17 protein-coding genes and 3 pseudogenes are annotated in these 22,363 nt (G+C 71.0%); 13 read left to right on the top strand and 7 right to left on the bottom strand.

The genetic code is table 11. The features are described 5' to 3' along the window. Positions 1-41 precede the first annotated feature (41 nt). Positions 42-178: pseudogene (locus ACFWBB_RS13720) on the bottom strand (L,D-transpeptidase); the annotation flags it as partial. A 306-nt stretch (positions 179-484) separates the two neighbouring features. On the opposite strand from ACFWBB_RS13720, the gene ACFWBB_RS13715 reads away from it, so the two are divergent. Then, positions 485-2,065, top strand: a complete 1,581-nt coding sequence (locus ACFWBB_RS13715) for a methylmalonyl-CoA mutase (RefSeq protein ID WP_385270403.1) — start codon at positions 485-487, stop codon at positions 2,063-2,065. On the opposite strand, the pseudogene ACFWBB_RS13710 reads toward ACFWBB_RS13715, so the two are convergent. Then, a pseudogene (locus ACFWBB_RS13710) lies at positions 2,041-2,226 on the bottom strand (hypothetical protein); the annotation flags it as partial. The gene ACFWBB_RS13715 and the pseudogene ACFWBB_RS13710 overlap by 25 nt on opposite strands. A gap of 10 nt (positions 2,227-2,236) precedes the next feature. Between ACFWBB_RS13710 and ACFWBB_RS13705 the strand changes: the two are divergent. The 4 genes and pseudogenes from ACFWBB_RS13705 to ACFWBB_RS13690 form a co-directional block, all read left to right on the top strand. Then, a pseudogene (locus ACFWBB_RS13705) lies at positions 2,237-2,752 on the top strand (TetR/AcrR family transcriptional regulator C-terminal domain-containing protein); the annotation flags it as partial. 132 nt (positions 2,753-2,884) lie between these two features. Then, entirely contained in the window at positions 2,885-3,913 is a 1,029-nt protein-coding gene (locus ACFWBB_RS13700; RefSeq protein WP_385270400.1) for a glycosyltransferase family 2 protein, read from the top strand. Then, a complete protein-coding gene (locus tag ACFWBB_RS13695; RefSeq protein WP_385270397.1) occupies positions 3,903-4,445 on the top strand; it encodes a GtrA family protein in 543 nt (180 codons plus the stop codon). Before ACFWBB_RS13700 ends, ACFWBB_RS13695 begins: the two co-directional genes overlap by 11 nt. Beyond that, the gene (locus tag ACFWBB_RS13690) at positions 4,442-5,710 is read left to right on the top strand and encodes an NAD(P)/FAD-dependent oxidoreductase (RefSeq protein WP_385270394.1); all 1,269 of its coding nucleotides are present in this window, start codon (positions 4,442-4,444) and stop codon (positions 5,708-5,710) included. The genes ACFWBB_RS13695 and ACFWBB_RS13690 overlap by 4 nt, the downstream gene beginning before the upstream one ends. Before the next feature lie 174 nt (positions 5,711-5,884). Here the strand turns inward: ACFWBB_RS13690 and ACFWBB_RS13685 are convergent, their stop codons facing one another. Next, on the bottom strand, positions 5,885-7,621 hold the full coding sequence (locus tag ACFWBB_RS13685) for a hypothetical protein (protein WP_385270390.1): 1,737 nt from the start codon (positions 7,619-7,621) through the stop codon (positions 5,885-5,887). Between the two features lie 205 nt (positions 7,622-7,826). Between ACFWBB_RS13685 and ACFWBB_RS13680 the strand changes: the two genes are divergently transcribed. Together ACFWBB_RS13680 and ACFWBB_RS13675 are read left to right on the top strand one after the other, a co-directional pair. Further along, a complete protein-coding gene (locus ACFWBB_RS13680; protein WP_385270388.1) occupies positions 7,827-8,810 on the top strand; it encodes a glycosyltransferase family 2 protein in 984 nt (327 codons plus the stop codon). Continuing rightward, positions 8,807-10,156, top strand: coding sequence for a polysialyltransferase family glycosyltransferase (locus ACFWBB_RS13675; protein WP_385270386.1), 1,350 nt, complete (start codon positions 8,807-8,809; stop codon positions 10,154-10,156). Before ACFWBB_RS13680 ends, ACFWBB_RS13675 begins: the two co-directional genes overlap by 4 nt. A 180-nt stretch (positions 10,157-10,336) precedes the next feature. Here ACFWBB_RS13675 and ACFWBB_RS13670 read toward each other — a convergent pair whose 3' ends face one another. From ACFWBB_RS13670 to ACFWBB_RS13660, 3 genes are all read right to left on the bottom strand, one after another. Then, positions 10,337-11,515 carry an acyltransferase family protein gene (locus ACFWBB_RS13670; protein ID WP_385270384.1) on the bottom strand — a complete coding sequence of 393 codons (1,179 nt, stop codon included), beginning with the start codon at positions 11,513-11,515 and terminating at the stop codon, positions 10,337-10,339. Between the two features lie 163 nt (positions 11,516-11,678). Then, positions 11,679-13,037: a polysialyltransferase family glycosyltransferase gene (locus ACFWBB_RS13665; RefSeq protein ID WP_385270382.1), complete on the bottom strand. Its 1,359-nt coding sequence runs from the start codon at positions 13,035-13,037 to the stop codon at positions 11,679-11,681. Continuing rightward, a complete protein-coding gene (locus ACFWBB_RS13660) occupies positions 13,037-14,047 on the bottom strand; it encodes a glycosyltransferase family 2 protein (RefSeq protein WP_385270380.1) in 1,011 nt (336 codons plus the stop codon). The genes ACFWBB_RS13665 and ACFWBB_RS13660 overlap by 1 nt, the downstream gene beginning before the upstream one ends. A 198-nt stretch (positions 14,048-14,245) precedes the next feature. Between ACFWBB_RS13660 and ACFWBB_RS13655 the strand changes: the two genes are divergently transcribed. From ACFWBB_RS13655 to ACFWBB_RS13640, 4 genes are read left to right on the top strand one after another with little or no spacing between them, the layout of a single operon-like run. Next, positions 14,246-15,625 (top strand): DUF6716 putative glycosyltransferase, encoded by a 1,380-nt coding sequence (locus ACFWBB_RS13655; RefSeq protein WP_385270378.1) that lies wholly within the window; start codon positions 14,246-14,248, stop codon positions 15,623-15,625. A 20-nt stretch (positions 15,626-15,645) separates the two neighbouring features. Next, entirely contained in the window at positions 15,646-16,863 is a 1,218-nt protein-coding gene (locus ACFWBB_RS13650) for a cytidylyltransferase domain-containing protein (RefSeq protein WP_385270376.1), read from the top strand. Positions 16,864-16,876: 13 nt separating this feature from the next. After that, positions 16,877-17,827: an N-acetylneuraminate synthase family protein gene (locus ACFWBB_RS13645; protein ID WP_385270374.1), complete on the top strand. Its 951-nt coding sequence runs from the start codon at positions 16,877-16,879 to the stop codon at positions 17,825-17,827. A 46-nt stretch (positions 17,828-17,873) separates the two neighbouring features. Then, positions 17,874-18,965, top strand: a complete 1,092-nt coding sequence (locus ACFWBB_RS13640; protein WP_385270372.1) for a hypothetical protein — start codon at positions 17,874-17,876, stop codon at positions 18,963-18,965. Between the two features lie 30 nt (positions 18,966-18,995). On the opposite strand, the gene ACFWBB_RS13635 is transcribed toward ACFWBB_RS13640, so the two are convergent. Then, positions 18,996-19,130: a hypothetical protein gene (locus ACFWBB_RS13635; RefSeq protein WP_385270370.1), complete on the bottom strand. Its 135-nt coding sequence runs from the start codon at positions 19,128-19,130 to the stop codon at positions 18,996-18,998. A gap of 450 nt (positions 19,131-19,580) precedes the next feature. On the opposite strand from ACFWBB_RS13635, the gene ACFWBB_RS13630 reads away from it, so the two are divergent. Continuing rightward, positions 19,581-20,852 carry an amidohydrolase gene (locus ACFWBB_RS13630; RefSeq protein WP_385270580.1) on the top strand — a complete coding sequence of 424 codons (1,272 nt, stop codon included), beginning with the start codon at positions 19,581-19,583 and terminating at the stop codon, positions 20,850-20,852. A 272-nt stretch (positions 20,853-21,124) separates the two neighbouring features. Beyond that, positions 21,125-22,192: a BMP family protein gene (locus tag ACFWBB_RS13625; protein WP_385270368.1), complete on the top strand. Its 1,068-nt coding sequence runs from the start codon at positions 21,125-21,127 to the stop codon at positions 22,190-22,192. Positions 22,193-22,363: the final 171 nt, after the last annotated feature.

Genomic DNA, 22,363 nt, shown 5'->3' with positions numbered 1-22,363 from the left:
GTTCCCCCGGTCCCGCTCGCGCCCCAAACACCTCACCCGGCTCACCGGGCTCGCCAGGACACGACGACCGTGTCGCCGTTCCTCACCTGCGCGAAGAGACCCGCGATCGCCGCCTCGTCCGGTACGTTCACGCCTCCGTGCGAGGCCCCGCGCAGTCGCGCGCGGTGAAGTCTGCCGACACGTTCTCCCGGGTCGGACGGCGATCGGTCTCCGCATCCGCATGCCTGGGATGTTCGGATGTCCCCCCCCGGATGACGCCGGGCGAACGGACCGGCATGGTGGTGACCGGGACCGCCGTCACTCCAGCGCCGTCACTCTGTGAGGAAGGTCAAAGCGCGGCACTCTCCACCGGGTCCTCGAGCGCCGCTACAGTCCGTCGAAAGGTCGGACCGTACTGGCGAGTAACCGGCCAGTATGACGAGTGACGGTTAGTGGCTCGATCAGTCGAAGCAACGGGCATTGCTCAGCGGGAGGCATCACACCAATGGCGCGTGAGTCGGAGTCCGGACTGCCCATCGAGCCGGTGTACGGGCCGGATGACCTGGCGGGCTGGGACCCGGCCGAGCAGCTGGGCGAGCCGGGGAAGTACCCCTTCACCCGGGGCGTCTATCCGTCGATGTACACCGGCCGTCCCTGGACGATGCGTCAGTACGCCGGGTTCGGCACGGCGGTGGAGTCCAACGCCCGCTACAAGCAGCTGATCGCCAACGGCACGATGGGCCTGTCGGTCGCCTTCGACCTGCCGACCCAGATGGGCCACGACTCCGACGCGCCGATCGCGAGCGGCGAGGTCGGCAAGGTGGGCGTGGCGATCGACTCGGTCGACGACATGCGGGTGCTGTTCGGCGGGATCCCGCTGGACAAGGTGTCGACGTCGATGACGATCAACGCCCCGGCGGCGCTGCTGCTGCTGATGTACCAGCTGGTCGGCGAGGAGCAGGGCGTGGCGGCCGGCCAGCTGACCGGCACGATCCAGAACGACGTGCTGAAGGAGTACATCGCGCGGGGGACGTACATCTTCCCGCCGAAGCCGTCGCTCCGTCTGATCGCCGACATCTTCAAGTACTGCCGTGCCGAGATCCCGAAGTGGAACACCATCTCGATCTCCGGCTACCACATGGCCGAGGCGGGCGCGTCCCCGGCGCAGGAGATCGCCTTCACCCTGGCCGACGGCATCGAGTACGTGCGTACGGCGGTGGCGGCGGGCATGGACGTGGACGACTTCGCGCCCCGCCTGTCCTTCTTCTTCGTGGCCCGCACGACGATCCTGGAGGAGGTCGCGAAGTTCCGCGCGGCGCGCCGGATCTGGGCGCGGGTGATGCGGGAGGAGTTCGGCGCGAAGAACCCCAAGTCGCTGATGCTGCGCTTCCACACGCAGACGGCGGGCGTCCAGCTGACGGCCCAGCAGCCGGAGGTGAACCTGGTCCGGGTCGCCGTCCAGGGCCTGGCGGCGGTCCTCGGCGGCACGCAGTCGCTGCACACGAACTCCTTCGACGAGGCCATCGCGCTGCCCACGGACAAGAGCGCGCGCCTGGCCCTGCGCACCCAGCAGGTGCTCGCCTACGAGACCGACGTGACGGCGACGGTCGACCCCTTCGCGGGCTCCTACGTCGTGGAGAAGATGACCGACGACGTCGAGGCGGCGGCCGTCGGGCTGATGAAGAAGGTCGAGGACCTCGGCGGCGCGGTATCGGCCATCGAGCACGGCTTCCAGAAGAGCGAGATCGAGCGGTCCGCCTACCGGATCGCCCAGGAGACCGACTCCGGCGAGCGGGTCGTGGTCGGCGTCAACCGCTACCAGCTCGACACGGAGGAGCCCTACGAGCCGCTCCGCGTCGACCCGGCCATCGAGGCCCAGCAGGCCGAACGCCTCGCGAAGCTGCGGACCGAGCGCGACCAGGCGGCGGTGGACTCGGCCCTGGACGCCCTGAAGAAGGCGGCGGAGGGCGAGGACAACGTCCTGTACCCGATGAAGGACGCGCTGCGGGCCCGGGCGACGGTGGGCGAGGTGTGCAACGCCCTCCGGGGGATCTGGGGGACCTACGTGCCGTCGGATGCGTTCTGAGCTGGGTGATTCCTTCTCCAGCTGTCCGTGGACACCCTCCTCGACGGTGACGGCCAGGACCCGTCCTGGCCGGGGCCGGACCGCGCCCGGTAGGCCCCGAGGCCGTCCGCCGTGTCGCCCGCCCAGCCCACGTAGCCGTCCGGGCGGACCAGGAACACGCCGTCCTCCACCATCGCCAGGGAGCTGGACGTCAAGCAGGCCCTGCTGGAAGAGATGGCGACCGAGATGTACCGGCGGATGGCCGCGGGCATCGCACTCGATCCCGCGGACAGCCGGCAGGAACGGCTGCGCAGGACCGACCACGGGCTGCGCGCGGGCCTCCTCGCCCACCGCGACGGCGCCAAGGTCTTCAGCGGCTCACGCTTCACCGGCACCGACCACGCCGTGCGGATGGAGGAGAACCTGCGGCTGTTCACGGCCGCCGGGTTCACCCTCGCCGACGCCGTACGCGCCTCCTCGACCACGTTCGCGTACACCGTCGGGTTCGTCGCCGAGGAGCAGGGCGTACAGCCGCTGCCGAGTGAGCGGCGCGAGGGCTTCGAGGTCGGGGAACCCGCCCGGCTGCTCGAAGGGTTCCCGCTGTCGGCGAAGGCGGGCGCGGAGATCTTCGAGGACTACGACCGGCAGTTCGAGGAGGGCTTCGAGATCATCGTGACCGGGATCTCCGCGCGCTACGGGATCCGGTAGCCGAGGGCCCGACGGCTCTCCGGAGCCCGGGCGGGCGGCGGCCGCGGCGGTCGCAGCGTCTGTCGATTCACCGCATTGCACCACTCATCGCGCGTTGGGGCCGCGTTCACATCGCGCCCCTACGTTCGCCGAATGCCTGACATATCCAGCCGGGTGCAGGAGTCCCACGTGCCCCGTCAGCGCGGTGGCGCCGCGCTCGTCTCCTATGTGCTGCCCGTCTTCGACGAACAGGACGGGATTCGCCACTTCCACGAGGAACTCGTCGCGGCACTCGGTGAACGTCCCGAGTTCGCCTATGAGTTGGTGTACGTCAACGACGGCTCCGCCGACGGCACGCCGGACATCCTGGAAGACATCGCGAAGAACGACCCGCGTGTCCGGGTCGTCGACTTCGCGCGCAACTTCGGGCACCAGATGGCCATCACGGCCGGTATCGACGAGGCCCGCGGCGATGCCGTGATCGTCATGGACACCGACCTCCAGGACCCGCCGAAGGTCAGTCTCCAGCTGATCGACGCCTGGCGGGACGGTGCGGAGATCGTGCACGCGCGACGGCGCAGCCGGCAGGACACGCTCTTCAAGCGGGCCACCGCGCACGCCTACTACCGGCTCCTGCGGTCCTCCACCGAGGTGGACATCCCGCTGGACACCGGCGACTTCCGGCTCATGGACCGACGCGCCGCCGACGAGCTGCGCCGCTTCAGGGAGCGCAGCCGGTTCGTGCGGGGCATGGTCGCCTCGATCGGCTTCCGGCAGAGCGAGGTGCACTTCGACCGCGACGAACGGTTCGCCGGAGAGACGAAGTACCCGCTGCGCAAGATGGCGCGGCTCGCCATCGACGGGCTGACCGGCTTCTCCACCGCGCCCCTGCGGATGATCACCAAGCTGGGCTTCGCGGTGCTCGTGCTCTCCCTCGTCGGCATCTGCTACGCGCTCGCCATGAAGGTGCTGCGGCCCGAGATCACCGTCTCCGGCTGGACGATGCTGATGGTCGTCGTGCTGTTCATGGGCGGAGTGCAGATGCTGTCGCTCGGCGTGCTGGGCAGCTATGTCGGCCGTACGTACAACGAGGTGCAGGGCCGGCCCCTGTACACCGTGCGGCAGGTCATCTCGCACGACCCGGAGGCCGCCGGCGGCGACGGCACCGGCCATGGCCGCTGAGGGCGTGGTGCGCGCCGACTCCCGCACGGGCACCGACGCCGCCTCCCCGGCGGGCACCGACACCCCGACGGGCACCGGCTCCCGGGCGGGCGGCGGCACCCAGGTCGGCACCGACGATGGGGCAGGCGGCGGCACCGCGCGGGGCGCCGGCGGCCGCACCCGCGACCTCCGGCAGCTGATCACGTACGCGCTGGTCGGCGGCAGCGGGGTGCTGCTCGACATGGGTGCGTTCCTGCTGCTCTACAACGTGGCCGGACTGCACGAGCAGGTGGCCAACGTGCTCTCCACCAGCCTCGGCATCACCAACAACTTCGTCCTGAACGCTCTGTTCACCTTCGGCAGGCGCGACCGCCTGCTGCTGCGCTATCTGCGCTTCTACGCCGTCGGCCTGACCGGCATCGCCGTGACGTTCGTGCTGCTCGCGGTGTTCTCCCGGGGGCTCGGCATCGACCCGAACCTCGTGAAGGCCGGCTCGCTGCCGCTGGTGCTGGTCTTCCAGTTCGCGCTCAACAGAAAGTGGAGCTTCGCATGAATCTCGGCGTCATCGGCGCGGGAGCGACCGGCCTCACCGCCGCGTACGACGCGGTCAAGCAGGGCCACGCGGTCACCGTCCTGGAGGCGGCCGACGAACTCGGCGGGCTCGCCGCGTCGATCTCCGTCGGGGGAGTGCCGCTGGAGCGCTACTACCACCACATCTTCCGCAGCGACCGCCAGATGATCGAGCTCATCGAGGAGCTGGGCCTCGGCGGCGACCTGCGCTTCCACAAGACCACCACCGGTGTGCACCGGGGTGGGCGGACGCATCCCTTCAGCACACCGCTGGAGATGCTGACCTCCCCGCTGTACGGCCTGCCCGCCGGTGTCCGCTTCGGGCTGTCCTCGGCATGGCTGAAGGTCGTGCGCGACGGGGAACGGTTCACCGACCGCACCGCGCTGAGCTGGCTCCGTAAGTGGGCTGGGCGGCGCGCCACCGAGGCCGTCTGGGAGCCGCTGCTGCGCGGGAAGTTCGGCGACCGCGCCGACCAGGTGTCCATGGCCTGGCTGTGGGCGCGTGTGCACTGCCGCACCTTCGAACTCGGCTACCTGGACGGCGGGTTCGACCGGGTCTACGCGACCCTCGCCGACCGCGTCGCCGAGCGCGGCGGCAAGGTCGAGTTCGGCAAGCGGATGGAGACGATCCGCCAGGACGGCGACGACGGGCCGGTCACCGTGCGCACCGCCGACGGCGCCTCGTACACCTTCGACCAGCTGATCGTCACCACTCCGCAGCCCACCTTCGCCAAGGCCGCCGACGCGCCGGCCGACGACGCCGTCCGGCGCAACCAGTACCTGGGCGCGACCTGCTTCGTCCTGGAGCTGGACCGCAGCGCCGTCCCGTACTACTGGCTGAACATCAACGAGCCAGAGTTCCCCTTCCTCGCGGTCGTCGAGCACACGCAGATGATCGACCCGGCGCAGTACGGGGGCCGTCACATCCTCTACGTGGGCAACTACGTCGAGCGGGACGACTGGCGCTTCACCACCGATCCGGCCGAGCTGCTGGAGCGGTATCTGCCGTGGCTCAAGCGGCTGAACCCGGAGTTCGACCGCACCTGGATCCAGGACTGGCACTTCTCCCGGGCGCCCTTCGCCCAGCCCGTGGTCACGCCCGGGTACAAGGCGCTGATCCCCGGGCACCGGACCCACCTCAGCCGGGTGACGCTCGCGACGATGGCGCAGATCTACCCGCAGGACCGGGGGCAGAGCTACTCGGTGGAGCTGGGCCACAAGGCGGCACGCATCGCGGGCGTGGCCTGACCGGGCGCGCTCTGACCGGGCGTGCTCTGACCGGGCGTGGCCTGACCGGGCGTGGCGAACGCGCCCCAACAGCACAAACCCCAACAGCACAAACCCCAACAGCACAAACCCCAACAGCACAGGCCCCGGCGGAGGAGTTCACCGCCGGGGCCTTTCGCGTGGGCAGTGCCTGCCTCAGCGGCGTGCCGTGCACACCACGAGCTGCTGTCCCTCCGGCTTGGGACAGTCGTACGCCGCGCGGATGTCGGCGGCGATCCGCGGGTCGATCACGCCCAGCGACAGCCAGCTGGGCTGGTAGACGGCGTAGGCGGCCGGGTGCTCCTGCGTGATGCAGCGCACGTTCTCCCGGGTCGACTCGAGCGAGGGCACCTCGGTGAGCTGCCTGGGCACGTTGAAGAAGGTGGGGAAGGGGTACCGGCAGCCGGTCGGGTGGCCGATGTAGTACGCCTGCTGGCCGAAGGTCAGGTACAACACGGGTACCCCGGACGGGAGTCGGGCGTCCACCTGCTCGGCCGCCGTCCGCGCCGACCGGGCCTGCACCTTGAGCTCGGCGTTGGTCGTGACGATGTTCCCCCCGATCACCCGGACCCCGGCCGTGGGCCACACGGTCGCGGCCAGGCACACGACGAGCGCGAGGACCGGCAGGGCGACCGGGACACGGCCGGCGCGCGGACGCGGTGCCCGTACCCGCGACAGGTCCACCACGCCGGAGAGGAGGGCCGCCGCCGAGGCGAGCCACGCGACGACCGTCGTGTCGACGTCCGCGCGGACGAAGGCGAGCAGCGGGGCCAGCGCGCCGTACAGGAGGGCGAGCACGGTGAGGCACAGCGGGGGCCTGCCGTGGACGCCGTACCAGCGGCCGATCGCGAGGCCGGTCAGGGCCGCGGCCACCACCGGCAGGCTCTCGCCGTGGTAGGCGAACCAGTTGCCCTGGTAGACCACGACGGCCAGGCCGACGACGAGGAGCAGCAGGGTGACGAGCACGGCCTCGACGCGCTGCCGGCGCGACGGGAGGGTGGCAGCGAACAGCAGCAGTGCGCCGGGCAGCAGCGCGAGCACCGGCGTCAGCGCGGTCCGGTCGCCCAGGTAGTCGGCGGTCCGCGGCAGCAGGTCCGGGAGGACGACCGGGCCGTTGCCCAGCGCGTGCGCGTTGATGTACGGCATGTCGCGCAGCCACTGGAGTTCGCGCGAGCCCGACCAGGCGCTGAGCGCGAACAGCAGGCCGGTGCCGACGGCCGTCGCGGCGGCGAGCAGCAGCCCCCGTACGCGGTCCACGGCGAAGACCACGAGGAGCGCCATCGCGGCGGTGCCCGCGGTGGAGTACTTCATCAGCACGGCGAGGCCGAGCGGCAGGGCGGCCAGCGCGGCGGCCTGCGGGCGGCTGCGGACCCCGAGCGCGGCGGCGACGGCGACCGTCGCGAAGACGATCGCGAACCACTCCGGCTGCAGATAGTCGATGACGGGCGCGAAGGCCAGGGTGAGGGCGGTCAGGCCGGCGACGAGCATCGCGTCCCGCTCGGGCAGGCGCCGGCGCAGGGCCCGGTGCAGCAGCAGACCGGCGGCCGCGCACAGGGCGATGCCGATCAGCCGCATGAGAGCTTCGCGCACCGCGTTCGGTCCACCGGTGACGGAGTCGAGACCGTAAAGCAACCAGCGGTAGAAGAAGGGCCGGTGGGCGAATATCTCGGAGGGGGAAAGCCCGTCCGCGCCCGTCGTCCGCAGGGCGGCGAGTACATAACGGATGTCGAGAAAGACGCCGGCCGTGAGGGTGGTGTAGATCAGCAGTGCGGCGGTGGTGATGGCGGTGGTCCACCCCGCGGGAGAGATGAGGCGCAGCCGACGGGATGCCGGTCCTGGCCGGCTCTGCCCGCCCTGCGCGGCGGGCGGAGGTGAGGTGGATATATCGGTCACGTGCGCGAACGTAGCACCGAATTCAGCGAGAATAGGGGGCGGTGGAAAGGGCGGGGAACGGGCTCACCAGTTCTTCATCTGTCATTCTCCGGCCCGATCCGGATGTCACTCCGAATTCACCTGAGTTTCGGTGACGGGACATCGGACGCCGATCCGATTTTCTTAGGATCACTTGACTTCCCGCTGAGAATCCAGGTGCGCACACGTGGCCAACACACCGACCCTGTCCGTCGTCGTCCCTTGCTACAACATCGAGTCCTATCTGCCCGAGACCGTGACCAGCCTGGTCAACAATGCGCGGGACGACTTCGAGTTCATCTTCGTCGAGGACAGATCCACCAGGGACAGGACCTACGAGGCGCTCCTCGCCCTGACGGAGCGGCTCGGGAACAGCCGGGTCGTCCGGCACGAGCGCAACGGCGGACTGGCGACCGCGCGCAACACCGGCATCGACGTCGCGGAAGGCCGCTACCTCACCTTCCTCGACGGTGACGACTGGCTGGCACCGGGCTACCTGTCCCGGCTGGTGGACGTGATCGAGCGGTTCGACGCCGACTTCGTACGCACCGACCATGTGCAGGTCACGGGAGTCGAGCGGGCCGTTCACCGGGCGCCCGAGGGCCGCCGCCACACGCCGCTCGACCCGCGCACCTCCATCCTCCCCGTGGACGACACCACGATGGTCGACTACCCGTACGCCTGGGCCGGGATCTATCACCGCCGGCTGCTCGACCGGGGCATGCTCCGCTTCCACGACGGGCTGCGCACCGCCGAGGACCGGCCGTGGATCTGGGACCTGCACCGCAGGGCGGAGTCCTACGTCGTCGCCAGCCTGCACGGGGTCTTCTACCGCCGGGGCATCGCCAGTTCGCTCACCCAGATCGGCGACGTGCGCCAACTGGACTTCTTCCGCGCCTTCGACCTCGTCCTCGCCGAGCTCGCCGAGGACCCCGAGGCCGGCCGGCTGCGCGCGAAGGCGCTGCGCAACTTCTGTGTCGTCATCGCCCACCAGCTGCTCGACCGGCGCCGGTTCGAGCGCAGCGTGGCCACGAGGCTGAAGCGGCTGGCCGCCGAGTCGCTGGGCGCGATGAGCGAGGAGGAACTGAGCGAGGCGGTGGTGGGGATGGGCGAGGAACGCGTACACGTACTGCGCCGGGTGCGCGGTGGCATGAAGGGCGTGGCGGCATGATCCAGATATTCTGCTCGGCCACCCAGTACGCGGCCGCGACCGTCACCGCCGCGGTCCGCGCCGGGCAGTTCGGCCCGCGCGAGGGCGTCCGCCGCATCCTCGTCGTCAGCAACACCGCCGCCGTACCGGAGGTCGGCACCCCGCTGGACCGGATGGCCGGCTTCGAGAAGCTGCGCCCCGAGTTCGACCAGGTGTACTCCTGGAACGAGTTCATCTCCCCGCACCACCCGGCCGGCTGGTCACCGCGCTCCCAGGACACCGGGCTCTGGGAGAAGGCCGTACGCCTCGCCTGGGACCTGGGCGACGAACACGTCGAGGTCGCCTGCGAGTCCATCCAGGCCAACCCCTCACGCGCGATCGCCGACATCTTCGCGGACAGCCCGATCCACGTCTACGCGGACGGTCTGATGAGCTACGGCCCCACCCGCAACCGCATCCCGCACGGTCTGAGCAGCCGCATCGCGCGCGTGCTCCACCTCGACCTGGTGCCGGGTCTGCGGCCGATGCTCCTGTCCGAGTACGGCGTCCGGCCGGAGGCGGTGCCGGGGGAGGCGATGGTCGACGTCCTCGCGCAGATCGGCGAGTCCGGCGCCGGCCTCCTCGCCGAACGTCTCCCCGCCGGCCACCCGGCCACCGCCGTACTCCTCGGCCAGTACCTCTCCGCGATCGACCTGATCACCCAGGACGAGGAGGAGCGGCTGCACATCCGCATGCTGCGTGCCGCCGCCCGGGCGGGTCACGAGGACGTGCTGTTCAAGCCGCACCCGAGCGCGCCCGCCGTCTACAGCGAGTCCCTGGAGGCGGCCGCCGGGGAACTCGGCGTGCGGCTCACCGTGCTGAACGAACCGATCCTCGCCGAGACGGTGTTCGCCTTCCTGAAGCCGAAGCTCGTCATCGGCTGCTTCTCCACGGCGCTGATGACCGCCGCCGCCTTCTACGGCATCCCCGTCGCCCGCGTCGGCACGGACCTGCTCCTGGACCGCATCACGCCGTACGAGAACAGCAACCGCGTCCCGCTCACCATCATCGACGCGGCGCTGCCCGACGCGGAGCGCGCGGAACCCGGCGCCCCCGTCGAACTCACGGGAGCGGCCGAGGAACTGACGCCCCTGATCCGGGCCGTGGGGTACTGCATGCAGTCCCGCAAACACCACGCCCGGCGCGAGGAGACGGCCGCCTGGCTCGCCGCCAACCTGGCCGGTCCGTCCCCGTACCGGCGCTACTTCAAGCGCCGCCGCCTCACAAGCCTCCGCCTCCCGGGCGGCGCCCCCGTCCGAGCCGAGGCCCTGCGCCGCAACCCGACGGTACGCCGAGCGGTACGCCGCCTCCGACAGACGACGCGGTAGCGGGTGAGCGGGTGAGCGGGGGCGCGGGGCAGCGGGGGCGCGGGGCAGCGGGGGCGCGCAGCGCCCCGCTCAGGGGCGCGGGGCGTTGTCGATCTGCGGCTCCGCCGCGCGGCCGCGACCAGCCACGACGGCGCCGCGGACGGCCGGCGGCCATCGCGGCACCGCAGGACTCCGGACCGCTCAAGCCCGCCGTACGGCGAGGGCCCGCTTCAGCCGGGGCCCGACCGGCTTCTCCACGAACCGGTGGAGAAGCCACGCGATCGCCAGCATGGACAGCACCGTCGCGCCGAACGTCAGCCACGGGTTCAGGCCGAAGTCGCGGTACAGCACCCGGATGAAGAACCAGCCCAGATGCTCGTGGATCAGGTAGAAGGGGTACGTCAGCGCCCCGGCCACCGTCAGCCAGCGCCAGTTCGCCCGGCTCGTCCAGCCCACGGCCACCGCGGCGACGGCGACGAAGGCGACGAGGACGATCAGCTGGATGACGTACGGGCTGCGGTGGAAGGCGCCCTGCGGGCCGGGGTGCCACAGGGCCGTGACCGAGTAGCGCTGGCCGAGCAGGAAGCTGAAGACCACGATGCCCCACGGCAGCAGGCTGTTGCCGAAGCGGTGGATCAGGTACAGGGCGAGACCGCCGATGAAGTACGGGGCGTGGTCGCGCATCACCAGCTCGTCGGTCAGCGGGTTGTCGGCGACCCGGGCGAAGACGCCGGCCAGTGTCCACAGGCAGCAGAACATCACCACCCGGCGGTAGGTGACGCCCCGCCGGACCACGAACAGCGCGAACAGGGCGTAGAAGCGGACCTCCACCCAGAGCGTCCAGTCCACCCCCAGCACCCGGGGTACGCCCATCGGCTGCTGGAGCATGGTGAGGTTGGTGAGGATCTCGTCCGAGCGGAGCGGCGAGGCCACCACCGGCAGGACGATCCCCGCGGCGGTGACCAGGACGATCGCCGCCCAGTACGCCGGGTACAGACGGGTGACCCGGGAGCGGAAGAAGTCGCCGATGCTCCGGCCCCAGCTGCTCATGCAGATCACGAACCCGCTGATCAGGAAGAAGAACTGCACGCCCAGGCTGCCGTAGGTCGCGAACTGCGACAGCGTCGGGAACTTCGCGGCGGGGGACTGGTGCCAGGACTGCGCGACCTCGCCGTTCTTGCCGGCGTAGTGGTAGATGCAGACCATCAGGGCGGCCAGCAGGCGCAGCCCGTCCAGGGCGCGCAGCCGGCTCTCCGTCCGGGGCCGGACCGGAGCCCGGTCGGGGACGAGAAGGTCCAGCCGGAGTGCCGGTGTCGTCGGAGCCGGCGTCGTCGGAGCCGGTGTCGGGGCCGGTGCCGCCGCCTGGTCAGCCGCGCTCATCCTGGGGACCTTCCGTGGGAGTCATGAGGTGTGTTCCGTCGTCCGCGACGGTCATCGCCGTCGCGTCGACGACTGGACGCTAGGCAGCTCCGACGTGGGAGGGGTGAGTGACGGCTGGCCCATGGACGGCGTGAGAATGACGATCGGATGAACGGCTGCCCCGTTATGTCTTGTTTCCGCCCGTCGCCCGCTTCAGGGCCCGCGCCCGCCGTGCGAGGCGGCGGACGGTCGCGTTGCGCGGGATGAAGGCGAGCTGGTTCGGTACGGCGCCGGGCAGGGCCAGCGCCGCCAGCCGCCGGCGCTTGAAGTAGCGCCAGGTGTGCGGGTCGAGGCGGGTGGAGAGATAGCGCTCCGCCGCACCCAGCAGCCTCGGATAGATCTTGGGCTGCATCGCGTAGCCGACGGCGGTGACGAGCGCGGACAGTTCGTCCACCCGCTCCGGCGACGGCATGGCCCACGCCTCCACCGCCGCCCTGTCCGCGAGGTCCGGCAGCAGCGCGTCGACGATGGTGAGCGGCACCCGGTTGCTGTTCTGGTAGGGCGTGAGCCTGGCCAGCACGGTGCCGGTGCCGACCCGGGCGACCGGAAGGCCGTACAGACCGGCGGCGGTGAGCAGCGCGGTGGAGAAGCAGCCGACGACGAGGGCGGGCCGCAGCCGCTGGTAGGCCACCTCCGCGAGGACGGGCCGGTCGAGGATCTCGAGTTCGGCGCCCAGCTTCTTCGCCTCGTCCTCCAGCAGCCGGGACCAGCGGGCGGGGGCCACCGGGTGCGGCTTGAAGACGAGCCTGTGGTGGCCGAGCGCCACGGCGCCGCGCACCATGTCCCGGTGCAGTGCCTCCTCCTCGGCGTCGCCGATGATGCCGAGCGCCGAGAGGTACTGCCCGAGGAGCAGAGCCGGTTGCTCCCCGGCGGCCGGCAACTCGGCCTCCGCCGAGGCGAGTTCGTTCAGCACCTTCAGGAACGCCTCGGACGGCACCAGCACCGGCGGCACGCCGAACTCGGTGAGCAGCAGGGGAGTGAGGCCCGGCACCAGATCGAGGTGCAGCAGCCGCCCGACCCGGGTGCCGACCAGCGGGTCGATCTTGTCGCGCGTGGGGCCGTAGCTCATCAGGCCGTCGGCGTAGGCGTCGACGGGAGCGCCGGTGAACAGCTGGCACAGCGCCAGCGCCGGGTTCACCTGGATGGACTCCACCGCCAGGTGGACCTCGTCGTCGCCGAGGTCCCACAGCAGCCGTACGTGCCGCTCCCACAGGGGGATGTCGTCCCCGCGCGGGCCCCAGGCGCCGGGGTGGAAGGGGGAGATGGTCTCGTTCCAGGACAGCACCTCGTCGAAGCGTTCACGGATCCGGGCGAAGCCCGGCATGGCGTCGACGGACGGCGTGGTCTCCGGGTTGACCGCGTTGTTGGTGACCAGCAGCAGCCGGCGGTCGGTCGGTTCGAAGAGCCCGGCGTCGAGGGCCGCGGCGAGGGTCGCGGCGCCGTACAGGGTCGAGACGCAGAAGATCCGGGTGGTGCGAGGCATCAGACGTCCACCGTCCGCGCCGCCGCCGTCCGCGCGGTCGTCGTCCGTGCCGTCACCGGCCTGCGGCGCACCCGCCGCAGTACCCCCGCCCGCTGTACGTCCATCGAGTCCATGACCTCCGCCAGCACGTCCTGCGGCATTCGTTTCAGGGCGGCGGCGCACAGGGAGCGCAGTTTCCGGGCCACGGCGGGTTCGAACCTCTCGATCGAGCCGAGGTGATGGGTCATGATCGCGCAGTAGGTGCGCACCGCCTTGGGCAGCAGCATTTCGCCCTCGGCGTCGGCCGTCGTCTCCTCGATCACCTGGTCGAAGGCGCGGATGAAGTCCAGTTGCCGTACGTCGCCGATCTGGGTGAGCGAAGAGGCCACGCCGCGCCGGTAGTAGACGCCCAGCAGCCCCGTCACGGCGAAGGTGTCCGCCTCCCGGTGGAGCTTCCAGATCCACGGCCGGTCCTCGGCCGTCCGCAGCCCGTCGGTGAAGTGCAGCAGTCCGCGGTCGACCAGGCGGCGGTGGTAGACGCCGGCCCAGGCGTAGGCGTAGTCCACCGAGGTGGACCGGTCGGCGGGCAGGATCGCCTCCCGCGGGTTCATCACCACCCCGCGCCGGCCGTGCGGGACGCGGTGAATGCTCCGCGCCCGCCCGGTGCACTGCACATGGTCGGTACGGACGAAATCGCAACCCAATTCCTCGATGACGGAGAGGAGTTGGGGGAAATACCCGGGAGCGAGCCAGTCATCGCCGTCCAGGAAAGTCAGATAATCGCCACGGGCTGTGTCGATTCCGGTGTTTCTCGCGGTCGCCAGCCCTCCGTTCTTCTCGTGTCTGACCAGCACCGCGCCCGGCAGTTCGCGCTCCGCACGGGCAAGGATGTCCGAGGTCGCGTCGGTCGAACAGTCGTCGACCAGAATGAACTCGAAGTCCTCACGTGTGTTCGCACGCAGGCTCGCAAGGGTGTCAGGCGCGTATTGCTGAACATTGAAGAACGGCACGATCACGGAAAGCTTGGGCACCTGCGAAACCCTAGAAGGAGCCCCGGCAGCGGAACTTTCCGGTGCGGATACGGGGGGTGAACTCGATGTGTCGGAATGGTGCACCCCCTGCGCTTTCCCGCAATTCGCGGGCCAGTTCGGCGTTCGGTGGCCCGCTGTTAACTCTTTGTTGAGGGGTGATTGGGCAAAGCCTGGCTTTTGCTTTCTAGCGTCCTGTCCGTGCCAGCAAGTACTGCCAACCCCCCACGGATCGCCGTCCTCGCGGACTCCGACACCCGGTGGAAATGGGGTGCGCTGACCGCGACGCGGATCGCGCCCTCCATGGAAGCCGGACCCGGGAGCGGGGCGCAAGCCGCCCCCGTCCTGGACGGATTCCTGCTGCGCGGCCGGGCCACGCCCACCCCCCGCCAGCTGGCCGAGGTCGGCGTGCACGCCGACTCGCTGCGCGAGGTCACCGCGCTGGAGTTCCTGCGCGCCATGGCGCGGACGTCGTACGACGTCCTCGTCCTCGCGCTGGTCGGCGGCGGCGTCCAGGCGCTCCTGCACGGCCTGAAGCGGGTCTGGGAGGGGCAGGGCGAGCGTCCCGTCGTCGTCACCGGCTATGTCGGCGTCGTCTACGAGAAACTCGCCGACGGCCTGCTGCTGCGGCACGGCGCGGACCTCGTCCTCGCCAACTCCCGCCAGGACGCGGAACGTTTCCGCGCCGTGTACGAGGGGGTGGGCGCCGACGCCTCGTCGGTGACCGAGGTCGCCCTGCCGTTCCTGGGCGGCGCCCCGTACACGGGTGAACCCGGCCCGTCCGCGGAGCGGGGCAGGCCCTACACCGTCGTCTTCGCCGCGCAGCCCTCCGTGCCGGACAACCGCAGGGACCGGGCGTACCTGCTCGACCGGCTGGTGCGGCACGCGCGTCTGCACCCCGAACGCGAAGTGCTGCTCAAGCTCCGCTCCAGGCCGGGTGAACACACCACCCACATCGAGGAACTGCCCTACCAGAAGCTGGCCCAGAAGCTCGGTCCGCCGCCCAACCTCCGCCTGGTGTACGGAAACATGGGCGAGGTCCTCGACCGCACCGACCTCATGGTCACGGTCAGTTCGACGGCCGCCCTGGAGTCCCTGCACCGCCGGATCCCCACCGTCGTCCTCACCGACCTCGGGGTGCGTGAGGCGCTCGGCAACCACCACTTCGTCGGCTCCGGCTGCCTCGCCTCGTGGGACCAGCTGGACGCCGGGCACCGGCCCGCCCCCCACGAGGAGTGGGTGACCCGGCAGGGCGTCGCGGCCGGCGGTCCCTCCTCCGGGGGCGGCTCGTACGCGACGGCCTTCGACGCGGCGCGTGAGCGGATCACCAAGCTGCTCGACGGCCCCGGCGGCCTGCCGCCCCTCACCCCCTACTACACGCCCGAGACCGCGCCCGGCTATCTGCCCGGCATCCTCGCCCGCCACCACCTCGGCCCCGACGGCAGCCCGCTGCCCGGTGAACCGGCCGCCGACCGGGAGCCGGGCCCGGTCCGGCGGATCGTGCGCCGGGCGGCACGCGGCGCCTACCGCCACGGCGTCCAGCGCGTGGCGCCTGTCATCCGGCGGATGGGGGAGCTGTGACCCTTCAAGGAGAGAAGCTCATGTCCGACTCACCAGCCGGGATGCGCCGTGTGCTCGCGGTGATCCCCGCGCGCGGCGGCTCCAAGGGCGTCCCCGCGAAGAACCTCGCGCCGGTGGGCGGCGTACCGCTCGTCGCCCGGGCGGTCCGCGAGTGCCGGGCGGCCCGGCTCGTGACGGACGTCGTCGTCTCCACCGACGACCACGCCATCGCGGCGGCGGCGCGGGAGGCGGGCGCGGAGGTCGTGCTGCGGCCGGCCGCCATCGCCGGCGACACCGCCACCTCCGAGGCGGCCGTCCTGCACGCCCTGGACGCCCACGAGGCGCTGCACGGCTCCCCGGTCGGCACCGTCCTGCTCGTGCAGTGCACCAGCCCCTTCCTCGTCCGCGAGGACGTGGACGCGGTCGCCGGCGCCGTCGTCGAACAGGGTGCGGACACGGCCGTCACGGTCGCCCCCTTCCACGGCTTCGTCTGGCGCCACTCGGACGAGGTGAGCGAGGGCGGCTTCGGCGTCAACCACGACAAGTCCCACCGCCCGCGCCGCCAGGACCGCCCCCAGGACGTCCTGGAGACCGGCGCGGCCTACGCGATGGACGCGGCCGGATTCCGCAAGCACCGGCACCGCTTCTTCGGCCGCACGGAACTCGTCCGCACCGATCCCGCCCGGGTCCTGGAGATCGACGACCCGCACGACCTGGCCCGGGCGCGCGCACTGGCTCCCCTCTTCGACGCCGACCTCCCCGGCGCCCTTCCCACCGCAGAGGACATCGACGCCGTCGTCCTCGACTTCGACGGCACCCAGACCGACGACCGGGTGCTGATCGACTCCGACGGACGGGAGTTCGTCTCCGTCCACCGCGGCGACGGCCTCGGCATCGCCGCCCTGCGCAGGTCGGGCCTGCGGATGCTGATCCTCTCGACCGAACAGAACCCCGTCGTCGCCGCCCGCGCCCGCAAGCTCGGGCTCCCGGTCCTGCACGGCGTCGACCGCAAGGACCTCGCGCTCAAGCAGTGGTGCGAGGAACAGGGCATCGCGCCGGAGCGCGTGCTCTACGTCGGCAACGACGTCAACGACCTCCCCTGCTTCGCCCTCGTCGGCTGGCCGGTGGCGGTCGCGAGCGCCCACGACGTCGTACGCGGCGCCGCACGCGCGGTCACCACCGTCCCCGGTGGCGACGGCGCGATCCGGGAGATCGCCGGCTGGATCCTCGGCCCCTCCCTCGACACCCTCCCCCAGTAAGGAACGTTCCGCCATGAGCATCAGCAGCAGCGCCAACTCCCGTCTGCGCTTCCTCGGTTCGCGCCCCGTCGGCCCCGGTCACCCCGTCTACGTCACCGGCGAGATCGGCATCAACCACAACGGCGACCTCGACAACGCCTTCCGGCTGATCGACGCCGCCGCCGACGCCGGCTGCGACGCCGTCAAGTTCCAGAAGCGCACCCCCGAGATCTGCACCCCGCGCGACCAGTGGGACATCGAGCGCGACACGCCCTGGGGCCGGATGACGTACATCGACTACCGCCACCGCGTCGAGTTCGGCGAGGACGAGTACCGGCAGATCGACGCGTACTGCAAGGAGAAGGGCATCGCCTGGTTCGCGTCCCCGTGGGACACCGAGGCGGTCGCCTTCCTGGAGAGGTTCGACGTCCCCGCGCACAAGGTGGCGTCCGCCTCGCTGACGGACGACGAACTGCTGCGCGCCCTGCGCGGCACCGGCAGGACGGTCATCCTCTCCACCGGCATGTCCACCCCGAAGCAGATCCGCCACGCCGTCGAGGTCCTCGGCTCGGAGAACATCCTGCTCTGCCACGCCACCTCCACCTACCCGGCGAAGGCCGAGGAGCTCAACCTCCGCGTGATCAACACGCTGGAGCTGGAGTACCCCAACGTCCCGATCGGCTACTCCGGCCACGAGACGGGCCTGCAGACCTCCCTCGCCGCCGTCGCCCTCGGCGCGGTCTTCGTCGAGCGGCACATCACCCTCGACCGCGCGATGTGGGGATCCGACCAGGCGGCCTCCGTGGAACCGGGCGGCCTCCACCGCCTCGTCCGCGACATCCGCACCATCGAGGCCTCCCTCGGCGACGGCGTCAAGAAGGTCTACGACTCGGAGCTCGGCCCGATGAAGAAGCTGCGCCGGGTGTCGGGCGCCGTCGCGGAGGCGGAGATCGCGGCGGCGGCGGGCGAACCGGTCGCGGTGTGACCTGAGTACCACCTCTCCGAGTGCCCTACAGGATGGTCGTCCGACGATGAGTCCTCGCGCCGGGAAGAACACCGGCCCCACCCCCCACACCCTCGCCTTCGTCGAGAGTCCGGTGCAGCTCCTGAACGTCCTGGAATGGGCGTACGCCCGGGAACTCCGCCCGGGGGAGGAGCCCGGCGCGGGGCTGACCCTCGTCGTCCTGTCCCCGACCGACCCGATGACCCGCGGCCAGCTGCGCCGCATGGCCGAGCTGGCCCGCCGGGAAGGTCACACCGTCCGCTGGGAGGAGGCCCGCGGCGGCGCCACGGCGCCCTTCCGCACGATCGGCGGCCTCACCCGGCTGCTGCGGCGCGCGGAACGGATGGTGATGGGCGACCCGTTCTCCCGCTACGTCCAGCTGCTGCTGACCATCACCAGGGCGAGCGAGCTGGTCGTGGTGGACGACGGGACGGCGACGATGGAGTTCGTGGGCCAGCTGGCCCGCGGCGAACGCCTCGTGCGCTGGCACCGCCGGGGCGGCCGCCCCGGCCCCCGCGACCTGATGTTCGCCCCGATCTCCTCCTCCGCCCGCCGCCACCTCACCCCGAGCGCGGACCGCCGGGTCGAGGTCTTCTCGTCCATGCCGATAAGGCAGGCCCCCGACGGGGTCACGATCACGCCCAACGTCTTCGCCTGGACCCGGGAACGCTTCGGCCCCCCGCGCGTGACGAAGAGTGCGGACATGGTGGGCACCTCGCTGGTGGAGACCGGCGTGGTGGACGCCGACCGCTATCTGGAGGCCGTCCAGACGCTGGCCAGGGCCCACGGCGCGACCCGCTACTTCGCCCACCGGCGGGAGAGCACGGGCAAACTCCACCGGCTGGCCGTCGAGACGGGACTCGAGGTCGTCCGCCCGGACCTCCCGCTGGAACTGATCGCCCGCCGGGGCCCCATCGGCCGGACGGTCCTCAGCTTCCCGTCCACGGTCGTCCACACCCTGCCGCTGGCCCTGTCCGGCACGGACGTCCGCGTCGCGGTCTGCGACATCGACCCGGCCTGGCTGACGGAACACGCCTCGCCGAGGGCGCAGGGCTTTCTGTCCGGGGTGACGGGCACGGCCAAGGACGTGCACCGGCTGGCCGCGGTGAGCGTGGTCTGAGGAGACAGCTGTCACCCCCGGCCCGGGTGATCACGAGCCGCCGCCCCGCCGGGGCGGCGGCTCGCCCGGCTCCTCGTCCTCCTCCCAACGGCCGAACCCGTCGAAGAAGCCGGCCTCGGGCTCCTCGGCATGCCTGTCCCGCCACCGCAGGACGGCCCACATCACGCAGGACGGCCCACATCACACACGCGAGCGCGCACGCCGTGAGAGCCATCAGCGCGAGCCCGGTCAGTGCCGGCTCCGCGACGCCCCTCGCCAGGGTTCCGGGGATCCGGTCCTCGCCGCACCCGCAGGTCGTCGTCTCCATGCGCGCACCCTGCCCACCGCGTCCCGTGCAGTCGCCCGCCGTGGCGCGATCGCCGCGTGCAGGTGATGATTCCGGGACCGGGGCCGGTCCCGGTAAGTGGACAGCCCCAGCGTTTCTCCAGTGGTCCGTGGTATCCGTGGAGGGAAGGCAGAAAGTGTGGGTGCCGGCCAAAAGCCGGTGAGTTTACCCACCACCCCCAGCAGCCATGCGCCGCGCGGCCAACTTTTCTTCGCCTAACGGGTTGAACTTTTGTTGATCGCCTCAGTTGACCGCCCCGGCGTCCTACCCTTCAGAGGGTGAAGCAACTGATGTCCCGAGAGTCCGAGGCCGATCCGTCAGGGGAACACGTGCTCCCCGGTGCACCTGTCGGCGCCCTTCCCGGCACCTTGCCGGAGGCGCTGCGCGCAGAACTCGTGGCCTTCCGCCGCGACATGCACATGCACCCTGAGCTCGGCAACCAGGAGTTCCGCACGACGGCCGCGATCAAGGCCCGCCTCGAGAAGGCGGGCCTCGAGCCACGCGTACTGGCCGTCGGGACCGGCCTCGTCTGTGACATCGGCACGGTGGGCGGAGGGGGCGCGGCAGCCGACGGCGTTCCCGTCCTCGCCCTGCGCGCCGACATCGACGCGCTGCCCATCCCGGACACGAAGACCGAGAGCGCGTACCGCTCCACTGTGCCGGACCGCGCGCACGCCTGCGGGCACGACGTGCACACCACCGTCGTCCTCGGCGCCGGGCTGGTCCTCGCCGAGCTGCACCGGCAGGGCCGGCTCCCGCGGCCCGTGCGGCTGATCTTCCAGCCCGCCGAGGAGGTGCTGCCCGGCGGTGCCGCCGACGCCATCGAGGACGGGGCGCTGGACGGCGTCGGCCGGATCATCGCCGTGCACTGCGACCCCCGTGTCGACGCGGGCCGGATCGGGCTGCGCGAGGGCTCCATCACCTCCGCCTGCGACCGGCTGGAGATCGCCCTGGACGGGCCCGGCGGCCACACCGCCCGCCCGCACCTGACCACCGACCTGGTCACGGCCGCCGCCCGGGTCGTCACCGACGTCCCCGCCCTGGTCGGCCGGCGCGTCGACACCCGGGCCGGACTCGCCGTGACCTGGGGCCGGATCGAGAGCGGCCACGCGCCGAACGTGATCCCGCAGCACGCCGAGCTCTCCGGGACGGTCCGCTGCCTGGACATCGAGGCGTGGCGGCAGGCCCCGGACATCGTCGTCGCGGCGATCGACGAGGTCGCCAACCTGCACCGGGCCAAGTCCGAGATCACCTATGTCCGTGGGGTCCCGCCCGTCGTCAACGACGCCGACGTGACCGGACTGCTGCGTGACGCCATGGTCGCCCGGCGCGGTGAGACGGGCGTGGAGGGCACCGAGCAGAGCCTCGGCGGCGAGGACTTCTCCTGGTACCTCGAGCGGGTGCCCGGCGCGATGGCCCGGCTCGGCGTCCGCACCCCCGGCGAGCGCACCGTGCGTGACCTGCACCAGGGCGACTTCGACGCGGACGAGTCGGCGATCACCGTCGGCGTGGAGCTCTTCACGGCGGCCGCGCTGCTGGACGCGGCGACCCGCGCCCACTGAGGGACCTGCGGCGAAGGGGTGCCGGAAAGGTGCTCCTTCGTCCCCCTGTGTCACCCACCCGTAACCCCGGGGACGCGCTTGTAACCCGGCGTCGGCACGAATCGATAACGGCCCGGAGAAACCCCGTTCCCCTCCGCTTCTACGCGCGTTACTGTGCGCCGGAATCGCCACCGGGAACGGCATGACGGGAAGCCCTCCTGAACGGCGCCACCAAGGGGAAAGCGGGCCGGTCACGGCGCCGTGGGGATGAAGGGGTGCTTTCAATGCGTCTGATGTCTCGGAGGACGGGATTCTCCCAGGCCGCGGTGACCGTCGCGGTCGTCGCGCTCGCCGCCGCCGGCTGCGGCAAGTCCAGCAGCGACTCCAAGTCGAGCGACTCGGAATCCAGCAGCGGCACGTACTCGGGCAAGGGCATCGGCCTCGCCTACGACATCGGCGGCAAGGGCGACCAGTCGTTCAACGACGCCGCCTTCGCCGGTTTCCAGAAGGCCGAGAAGGAGTTCAAGATCGGCGGCCAGGACATCGAGCCGCAGGACGGCGAGTCCGACGCGGACAAGGTGCAGCGGCTGACCCAGCTCGCCCAGGCCGGCTACAACCCGGTGATCGGCGTCGGCTTCGTCTACGCGCCGGCCGTCAAGGAGGTCGCCGCCAAGTTCCCGAAGATCACCTTCGGCATCATCGACGACGAGCAGGTCCAGGCCAAGAACGTCGCCGACCTGGTCTTCCACGAGGAGCAGGCCTCGTACCTGGCCGGTGTCGCCGCCGCCAAGGCCACCAAGAAGGCGCACATCGGTTTCATCGGCGGCGTGGACATCCCGCTGATCCACAAGTTCGAGGCCGGTTACGTCCAGGGCGCCAAGTCGGTCAACCCGAGCATCAAGATCGAGTCGCAGTACCTCACCGAGACCCCCCAGGAAGGCGGCTTCTCCAGCCCCGACAAGGGCAAGGACGCGGCGAGCGGGCAGATAGAGGCGGGCGCCGACGTCATCTACCACGCGGCCGGTCTCTCCGGCCAGGGCGTGATCACCGAGGCCGCGGCCAAGAAGGTGTGGGCCATCGGCGTCGACTCCGACCAGTACAGCCAGAGCGCGCTGGCGGCGTACAAGGACTACATCCTCGGCTCGGCGCTGAAGAACGTCGGCGGCGCCGTCTACGACCTCGTCAAGTCCGTCCACGCGGGCAAGCCGCTGTCCGGTGTGGTCCGCGGCAGCCTCTCCAACGACGGCGTCGGATTCGCCGACTCCAACCCGAAGTACAAGGCCATGACGGACGTCGTCGCCGCGGTCGACAAGGCCAAGCAGGACATCATCGACGGCAAGATCACGGTAAACACCAAGTAACGGCCCCGGAGCCGTTTCCGCCGGGCCTTTTGCTACGCCCTTCCGGGCGTCCTTGCAGCCCATACGCCCCTTGCCTCCCGCAAGGGGCGTACTGCTGTCCGTAACCTGGAACGCGACTGTGGCCACAGCTCGGTAACGGACCGGACAGAAGGGTTTTTCCGTCTGGTCTAC

Origin of the sequence: Streptomyces sp. NPDC060000, from assembly GCF_042737375.1 — a bacterium.
Classification (GTDB): Bacteria; Actinomycetota; Actinomycetes; order Streptomycetales; family Streptomycetaceae; genus Streptomyces.
Note: the sequence above shows the minus strand (reverse complement) of the source record. Positions and strands in the feature narration are given on the sequence as shown.